Source organism: Sphingopyxis sp., from assembly GCF_050725655.1.
Lineage (GTDB): Bacteria > Pseudomonadota > Alphaproteobacteria > Sphingomonadales > Sphingomonadaceae > Sphingopyxis.
Genome location: NZ_JBOHHT010000023.1, coordinates 1 through 7,182 on the forward strand (window position 1 = coordinate 1; position 7,182 = coordinate 7,182).

At 65.6% G+C, this 7,182-nt stretch carries 9 protein-coding genes; 6 read left to right on the forward strand and 3 right to left on the reverse strand.

What is annotated here, in order from left to right:
• Nucleotides 1-75: 75 nt before the first annotated feature.
• Together ACREBX_RS02370 and ACREBX_RS02375 are read right to left on the reverse strand one after the other, a co-directional pair.
• Nucleotides 76-1,509, reverse strand: a complete 1,434-nt coding sequence (locus tag ACREBX_RS02370; RefSeq protein ID WP_431560151.1) for an NAD-dependent succinate-semialdehyde dehydrogenase — start codon at nucleotides 1,507-1,509, stop codon at nucleotides 76-78.
• A gap of 50 nt (nucleotides 1,510-1,559) precedes the next feature.
• Complete coding sequence (locus ACREBX_RS02375) at nucleotides 1,560-2,159, reverse strand: TIGR02466 family protein (protein ID WP_431560152.1); 600 nt, start codon at nucleotides 2,157-2,159, stop codon at nucleotides 1,560-1,562.
• A 46-nt stretch (nucleotides 2,160-2,205) separates the two neighbouring features.
• On the opposite strand from ACREBX_RS02375, the gene ACREBX_RS02380 reads away from it, so the two are divergent.
• The 3 genes from ACREBX_RS02380 to ACREBX_RS02390 are packed head-to-tail and all read left to right on the forward strand — an operon-like array spanning nucleotide 2,206 to nucleotide 4,342.
• Nucleotides 2,206-3,126, forward strand: coding sequence for an SMP-30/gluconolactonase/LRE family protein (locus tag ACREBX_RS02380; protein ID WP_431560153.1), 921 nt, complete (start codon nucleotides 2,206-2,208; stop codon nucleotides 3,124-3,126).
• 27 nt (nucleotides 3,127-3,153) lie between these two features.
• Complete coding sequence (locus ACREBX_RS02385) at nucleotides 3,154-3,618, forward strand: GlcG/HbpS family heme-binding protein (protein WP_431560154.1); 465 nt, start codon at nucleotides 3,154-3,156, stop codon at nucleotides 3,616-3,618.
• Between the two features lie 34 nt (nucleotides 3,619-3,652).
• Nucleotides 3,653-4,342, forward strand: coding sequence for a VIT1/CCC1 transporter family protein (locus ACREBX_RS02390; protein ID WP_431560155.1), 690 nt, complete (start codon nucleotides 3,653-3,655; stop codon nucleotides 4,340-4,342).
• Here the strand turns inward: ACREBX_RS02390 and ACREBX_RS02395 are convergent.
• The gene (locus tag ACREBX_RS02395) at nucleotides 4,339-4,722 is read right to left on the reverse strand and encodes a DUF488 domain-containing protein (protein ID WP_431560156.1); all 384 of its coding nucleotides are present in this window, start codon (nucleotides 4,720-4,722) and stop codon (nucleotides 4,339-4,341) included. The two genes, ACREBX_RS02390 and ACREBX_RS02395, sit on opposite strands and share 4 nt — an antisense overlap.
• A gap of 56 nt (nucleotides 4,723-4,778) precedes the next feature.
• On the opposite strand from ACREBX_RS02395, the gene ACREBX_RS02400 reads away from it, so the two are divergent.
• From ACREBX_RS02400 to ACREBX_RS02410, 3 genes are read left to right on the forward strand one after another with little or no spacing between them, the layout of a single operon-like run.
• Nucleotides 4,779-5,882 (forward strand): DUF2855 family protein, encoded by a 1,104-nt coding sequence (locus ACREBX_RS02400; protein ID WP_431560157.1) that lies wholly within the window; start codon nucleotides 4,779-4,781, stop codon nucleotides 5,880-5,882.
• Between the two features lie 50 nt (nucleotides 5,883-5,932).
• On the forward strand, nucleotides 5,933-6,337 hold the full coding sequence (locus ACREBX_RS02405; protein ID WP_431560158.1) for a hypothetical protein: 405 nt from the start codon (nucleotides 5,933-5,935) through the stop codon (nucleotides 6,335-6,337).
• A 16-nt stretch (nucleotides 6,338-6,353) separates the two neighbouring features.
• Nucleotides 6,354-7,013: an HAD-IA family hydrolase gene (locus tag ACREBX_RS02410; protein ID WP_431560159.1), complete on the forward strand. Its 660-nt coding sequence runs from the start codon at nucleotides 6,354-6,356 to the stop codon at nucleotides 7,011-7,013.
• Nucleotides 7,014-7,182 lie beyond the last annotated feature (169 nt).

The window sequence follows — 7,182 nt, forward strand, 5'->3', positions numbered from 1 at the left end:
GGCCCCTCCACCATTCGCTTCGCGAACGGTCCCCCTCCCCATGGCCTCCGGCCACAGGGAGGATATGAGCGGTCATCAATAAATATGCACGGCCTTGGTGACGAGATAGCCGTCGAGCCCCTCGGGACCGCTTTCGCTGCCGAAGCCCGATTCCTTGATCCCGCCGAACGGCGTGTCGAGCGTCGAAATCACGAAGCTGTTCACGCCGACCATGCCGCTTTCGATCGTGTCCACGATGCGATTGATGCGGCGTCCATTTTCGGTGAAGGCGAAGGCCGCGAGGCCATAGGGCAGCCGGTTCGCCTGTTCCAGCGCCTCGTCCTCGGTTCCGAAGGGTCGGATCAGCGCCATCGGGCCGAAGGGTTCATTGTTCATCGCATCGGCCTCGATCGGCACGTCGGCGATTGCGGTCGGCTGGAAGAAATAGCCGTCGCCAGTCGCCTCGCCGCCCGCGATGACGCGCGCGCCCTTGGCCTTGGCGTCGGCGACCAGCGCTTCCAATGCGGGGATGCGGCGCGCGTTGGCGAGCGGGCCCATTTGCGTATCGGCGTCAAGCCCGCTGCCGATCTTCACCCTGGCAGTACGCTCGGCAAAGCCCTTCACAAAGGCGTCGTAAATGCCCTCCTGCACATAGAAACGCGTCGGCGAGATGCAGACCTGCCCCGCGTTGCGGAATTTCTGCGTCACGACCTTGTCGAGCGTCGCTTCGAGGTCACAATCGTCGAACACAAGCACCGGGGCGTGGCCGCCGAGTTCCATCGTGATCCGTTTCACCCCGTCGGCGGCAAGCTTCATCAGATGCTTGCCGACCGCGGTCGAGCCCGTGAAGCTGACCTTGCGGATCACGGGGCTGGCGAGCAGGTGCCGGCTGATCATGGCGGGGTCGCCGTAAACGAGCTGCACAACATCACCGGGGATGCCGGCGTCGGCGATGCAGCGCATGATCGCGCTGGTGCAGCCCGGCGTCTCCTCGGGCGCTTTCGCGATCACGACGCAGCCCGCGGCAAGCGCGGGGGCGATCTTCTTGACCATCAGGTTGACCGGGAAGTTCCACGGGCTGAAGCCCGCGACCGGGCCGACCGGATGCTTGGTGACCATCGCGCGCTGGCCCGCCGGGCGCTGAAGAACGCGGCCTTCGATGCGTTTGCCCTGCTCGGCGAAATAGTCGAACAGCCCTGCCGCCGACAGCACTTCGCCGCGCGCCTCGGCGATCGGCTTGCCCTGTTCGAGCGTGAGCAAGGTCGCGATATGCTCGACGCGTTCGCGGATGATCCCCGCGGCCTTGTGCATCAGCGCGGCGCGCTCGTCGGGGGTTTTGGCGCGCCACACGGGCCAGCCGCGCTCGGCGGCGGCGAGCGCTTCGTCGAGGTCGGCCGCGGTCGCCACCGGCAGCTCGGCGATCGTGCCCGCGGTAGCGGGGTTATAGACCGGCCGCTCGTCGCGCGCCTCGCCGCTTCGCCATGCACCGTTGATGAAGAGCTGGAGGTCGGCGTCGTAGGTCGCGGTCATATAAAATCCTTGGTCAAGGAAACGGGGGGATGGCGGCGATATAGGAAGCGTCAGCGATAGTTAAAGCTGATGCTGATCCTCTCGCCCTTGCCCGCGTGCGGCATCACTTCATGCCTGAGCCAGCTCTCCCACAGGAAGACACGGCCCGCGGCGGGTTCGGCGTAGATGAAGGGCAACAGATGTTCAGGCGCATCGTCGGTGCGGCCTGGCGCGGCCATCAGCATCGCGAGGCGCGGATCTTCGAGCTTGAGCGCCCCCGATCCGGGGGGGACCGCGACGTAGAAGGTGCCCGACACGATGCTGTGCGGGTGGATATGGCCGCTGTGGGTGCCGCCGGGTTTCAGGATATTGACCCACATACTGTCGAGCTTGAGCGGTTTGGCGAGATCGAAATGGCACGCCTTGGCGAACAGCTTCACTTCCTTGTCGAGCAGGCGCTTCAAATCGTGGAACGCCGGGTCTCGTTCGGGAAGGTCGCCGAGGCTGGCGTAGCTGGTATAGCCCTTATAACCATGCTCGCGGCTCCAGCGTCGCCCCGCGCCATCCTCTTCGGCGAACAGGCGGCTGCTTTCCTCCAGCTCTTCGAGCAGGTCGGGGGTGCCGATATCGGCTTCGTAGAAAGTGCTGGCGAAGAGCGAACGAACGGGCATGATGGCCGCAAAGCACAGCAAGTGCGGACACGCAAGGGAGATGGGGATGGCCGAGTTTGAACTGATCGCCGACGGATTGCGCTTTCCCGAGGCGCCGGTGGTGATGGACGACGGCAGCGTCATCGTCGTCGAGATCGAGGCCAAGCGCATCACCCGCTGCTGGCCCGGCGGCAGGAAGGAGGTCATCGCGACCCCCGGCGGCGGCCCCAACGGCCTCGCGATCGGCCCCGATGGCAAGCTGTATTGCTGCAACAACGGCGGGTTCAACTATGTCGAGGCGAACGGCTATCTCACGCCGCACGGTATCGCCGAGGATTATTCGGGCGGGCGGATCGAGCGCATCGATATCGAGACGGGCGCGGTCGAAATACTGTACAAGAGCGGCGACCATGGCGTGATCCTGCGCGGCCCCAACGACATCATGTTCGACGCGCACGGCGGCTTCTGGTTCACCGATCATGGCAAGGTCGATTATGCCGCGCGCTGCCACGACATCGTCGGCATCTTTTATGCCAAGGCCGACGGCAGCTTCATCGAGGAAGTGATCTTCCCGAGTTATAACCCCAACGGCATCGGCATCTCGCCCGACGGGACCAAGCTTTACGCCGCCGAGACCTATACCTGCCGCCTGACCCAGTTCAACATTGTCGCTCCCGGCAAGGTCGACGATGCTGCGGGGCCGGGCGGCCCCGGCATCCCGCTCTATCGCCCCGCGGGCTATAAATTCTTCGACAGCCTCGCGATGGAGGCCAACGGCAACATCTGCGTCGCGACGATTGGCGAGTGCGGCATTTCGGTGGTCGGCCCCGACGGGTCGCTCGTCGAATTTGTCGCGACCGACGATATTTTCACCACCAACATCGCGTTCGGCGGGTCCGACCGGCAGGATGCCTATATCACCCTGTCGGGAACGGGCCGGCTCGTGAAGACGCGCTGGGCCAGGCCGGGGCTGCAACTGCAGTACTGACTCCGCGCCTCGACAAGGGAGGCGAGGATGAGAATGGTTTTGGTGGCGGCGCTGCTGACGGCAGCGCCCGCGAGCGCGCAGGTGCTGAACGCCGAACAAGCCGATGCGATCGTCAAGGGCTGCGCCGCACATGCGCGCGCCAAGGGTCAGGGCCATGCGATCGCGGTCGTCGATACCGGCGGTCATCCGGTCGCGATGTGGCGAATGGACGGCAATGCGTTCGGCATGATGGAGTTTTCGCTCGAAAAGGCGCGCGCAGTCGCCGCGTGGGGTTTCGCGACGAGCGGAATGGAAGAGGCCGCCAAGGGCACGCCGGGCTTTGCCGATGCGCCGCATGTCGTCACCGTGCCCGGCGGCGTGCCGATATTCAGCGCCGACGGACGCACGCGGCTCGGCGGCGTCGGCGCGTCGGGCGAGAACCCTGTCGACGATGCCGCTTGCGCCGCCGCCGGGATCGCGGCAGCAGGGCTGAAATCGGAGCGCGCCCGCTGACGGTCATGGCGCCTCCTGCAACGGGAAGGCTGCGATGCACGAGGAAACCCATGCCGTTACGCGGATCGGCTGGCTGCGCGCCGCGATCCTTGGCGCCAACGACGGGATCGTCTCGACCGCGAGCCTGATCGCGGGGGTCGCGGCGGCGGGCGCGGCGCAATCGTCGATCCTCGTCACCGGCACCGCGGGGCTGGTCGCGGGCGCGATGTCGATGGCGGCGGGCGAATATGTGTCGGTAAGCTCGCAGGGCGATGCCGAAAAATCCGACGTCGAGCTGGAGAAACGCCACCTTGCCGCCGATCCCGAATTCGAACTCGAGGAGCTGACGCAGATCTATCAGGAGCGCGGGCTCGACCGCGCGCTCGCCGAACGGGTCGCGGTGGAGCTGACCGCGCATGATGCGCTCGATACGCATCTGCGCGACGAGCTGGGGATGACCGACGCGATGGCGGCGCGGCCGGTGCAGGCGGCGGCGGCTTCGGCGGCGAGCTTTGCGATCGGCGCGGCGTTGCCGCTCGCGGCGGTGCTGGTCGATCAGGGGGATACGCTGCCGTGGACGGTGTCGGCGGCGTCATTGGTATTTCTCGCGATCCTCGGCGCGCTCGGCGCACGGGCGGGTAATGCGCCGATGTTGCGGCCGGTTGTGCGCGTGACCTTCTGGGGTGCTATAGCGATGGCCGCGACGATCGCGATCGGATCGCTGCTCGGGACAACGGTCGGCTAGCGCCGTTCCAGCCATTCGCGAAGCGCGACAGCATTGTTCCGTTCCTCGTTCTTTGCGGCATAGAGCAAAGTCACGGGACCCGCCTTGGCTGCGGCATCGAGCGTGAAGAGCGCGGCCTTTACTTCCTCCCCGCCCGCATCGAGTTCGGCGAAATAGCCCGTCCGAAATTCGTCCCATGCCTCGTCCGAATCGGCGGTCTCGCCGTGGAAACGCTTGCGCAGCCCATCGCTCGGCGACAGCGGCTTGAGCCATGCGGCGAGCACCGCTTTCTCCTTCGACACGCCGCGCGGCCACAGCCGATCGACGAGGAAGCGCGCGCCGTCATCGGGACCGGCCGGTTCGTGAATGCGTTTGACCGTGATTGTCAGGAACGTTCTCATCTGTATGACTATTGGCCATCCCGCACTCGCGGGCAAGTCAATCGGAGGGGTCCGGAATGAGCGCAAAGAGCTGGGCGATCGACATCGATCGCGACGATATCACACAAGCTCAATTGGTTACCGATGCCGCCGCGCCGCTCGCGCCGGGACAGGTGCGCGTGCACGTCGACAGCTATGCGATGACCGCGAACAACATCACCTACGCGGTGTTCGGCAAGCCTGCGGGGCTGTTCGGGAACGATCAGGGCTATTGGGATTTCTTCGCCGAGCGCGACGCGCCGGGCCGCCTGCCGGTCTGGGGTTTTGCGACCGTCACCGAAAGCGCCGCCGACGGCGTGTCGGTCGGCGACCGCTTTTACGGCTATTATCCGATGGCGAGCGATGCGGTGCTGACCGTCGGCAAGACGGGTCCCGGCGGTTTTACCGATGTGACGCCGCGGCGCACCACCCTGCCCCCGATCTACAATGGTTATCAGCGGATCGAGGCACTGGAGGGCTATCGCGCCGCCGACCATGATTATTGGCCGGTGTTTCGCCCGCTGTTCCTCACCGGCTGGCTGATTGCCGACCAGTTCGAGGATGAGGGCGATTATGGCGTCCAGCAGATCCTGATCGCCAGCGCGTCGAGCAAGACCGCGATCGGGCTGGGGTTTTCGCTGAAGCAGCGCGCGGTGCGGCCCGAAACGATCGGCCTCACCAGCGCAGCCAACGTCGATGCGCTCGCCGCGCAGGGCATCTACGACCGCGTCATCAGCTACGATCAGATCATGACGCTCAACGTCGCCACCCCCGCCGCGCTCGTCGACATGGCGGGCAATGGCGCGGTGACGCGGACCGTGCACAGCCATTTCGGCAGCCAGCTTCAGGCGTCGATCGTCGTCGGCAAGTCGCACTGGGACGCGCAGGCCGACGTCGAGGGGTTGCCCGGCCCCGCGCGTCAGGGCTTTTTCGCGCCGGGCCGCAGCCAGAAACGCATCGCCGACTGGGGCGGCGCGGTGTTCGGACAGAAGATCGCCGAGGCGTGGCTCGGCTTTATGGACGTTGCACCGCGGCTGACATCGGTCGATAAGCGAAGCGGTGGCGACGCGGCGCTCGCCGCCTATCGGGAGATGCTCTCGGGACAGGCCGACCCCAAAACGGGGATCGTTGTCGTTCCATGAGGGTCGCAAGGAGCAGTCCCTTTCATCGCCGCAGGACGAAAGGACCGACCATGCTTCGCACCCTGATTTTCGCCACGACCATCGCGCTGTCGCTGCCCGCAGGCGCGGCGTTCGCCGAAACGCCGAAGGCGGCTCCCACGCACAAGGCCGACCTCGCGGACCGCGTCGCGGGCACCTATAAGGGCAATGTCGCCTCCGACGCGCGCGGATCGTCGCGCAGCAATGTGACGATCACCGTGACGCGCACGGGCCCGAACAAGGTCGAGATCAAGTCGGACTATTCGCGCATCCCGACCGTCACCATCCCGCTGGAACAGGCGATGGATGCGATCCTCGCGGCGAGCGGGCCGTCGGTCTCTCTGCTCGACACGGTGCGTTCGCCCGACCGGCTCGACCTGACCATCGACGACGCGAGCTGGTCGGGCAATCGCGTCGCCGCTCCCGCCAAGAAATAAGGTTGTTCCCTCGCGCATGACTTACACGACCGTTATTTTCGACTTCGGCGGCGTCATCACGGCGTCGCCGTTCGAAGCCTTCAATCGCCTTGAGGATGAACGCGGCCTGCCGCGCGATTTCGTGCGCCGCGTCAACAGCATCGACCCCGACGGCAACGCCTGGGCGAAATTCGAGCGCGCCGAGATCGATGCCGCGGCCTTCGACACGCTGTTCGCCGAGGAGGCGCGCGCGCTGGGTCATGAGCTGGAAGGCGAAGCCGTGCTCGACGTTATCGCGGGTGCGGTGCGTCCGGCGATGGTGGCGACGCTCGACACGCTGAAGGGCCGCGGCTTTACGATCGCCTGCATCACGAACAATGTGCCGGGCGGCAAGATGGGGGTTCGCGGCGCCGGCATGACGCGCAGCGAGGAAGCCGCGATCGAGGTAGCGGACATTATGGCACGGTTCGACCATGTTATCGAATCGAGCAAGGCCGGCGTGCGCAAGCCAGATCCGCGTATCTATCTGATGATGTGCGAAAAACTCGGCGTCGAGCCCGCCGAATGCATCTATCTCGACGACCTCGGCATCAACTGCAAACCGGCGGCCCAGCTTGGGATGCACGCGATCAAGGTGACGAGCGGCGAACAGGCGCTTGGCGACCTGTCGGCGGTGTTGGGGATGGAGCTGCCCTGACGATCGGTCTTTCGATTGCGCCCCGAATGACGGTTTTGGGGTGGCGGGTTCAACGTGTCATCGCAACACGGCTTGGATACTATCTGCGGGAGTTTCGAAGTCCAAGGTTTTTCGCGGTCGCTGATTGAGGCGCAGGGCGATGGCGTCGAGGCCGTTCTGAGGGATGGAG

What these genes read in the sequence shown, in the direction of transcription:
- ACREBX_RS02410 (WP_431560159.1), top strand. Translation starts at nt 6,354, where the DNA reads ATGACTTACACGACCGTTATTTTCGACTTCGGCGGCGTCATCACGGCG.
- ACREBX_RS02390 (WP_431560155.1), top strand. Translation starts at nt 3,653, where the DNA reads ATGCACGAGGAAACCCATGCCGTTACGCGGATCGGCTGGCTGCGCGCC.
- ACREBX_RS02375 (WP_431560152.1), bottom strand. Translation starts at nt 2,159, where the DNA reads ATGCCCGTTCGTTCGCTCTTCGCCAGCACTTTCTACGAAGCCGATATC.
- ACREBX_RS02380 (WP_431560153.1), top strand. Translation starts at nt 2,206, where the DNA reads ATGGCCGAGTTTGAACTGATCGCCGACGGATTGCGCTTTCCCGAGGCG.
- ACREBX_RS02370 (WP_431560151.1), bottom strand. Translation starts at nt 1,509, where the DNA reads ATGACCGCGACCTACGACGCCGACCTCCAGCTCTTCATCAACGGTGCA.
- ACREBX_RS02385 (WP_431560154.1), top strand. Translation starts at nt 3,154, where the DNA reads ATGAGAATGGTTTTGGTGGCGGCGCTGCTGACGGCAGCGCCCGCGAGC.
- ACREBX_RS02400 (WP_431560157.1), top strand. Translation starts at nt 4,779, where the DNA reads ATGAGCGCAAAGAGCTGGGCGATCGACATCGATCGCGACGATATCACA.
- ACREBX_RS02395 (WP_431560156.1), bottom strand. Translation starts at nt 4,722, where the DNA reads ATGAGAACGTTCCTGACAATCACGGTCAAACGCATTCACGAACCGGCC.
- ACREBX_RS02405 (WP_431560158.1), top strand. Translation starts at nt 5,933, where the DNA reads ATGCTTCGCACCCTGATTTTCGCCACGACCATCGCGCTGTCGCTGCCC.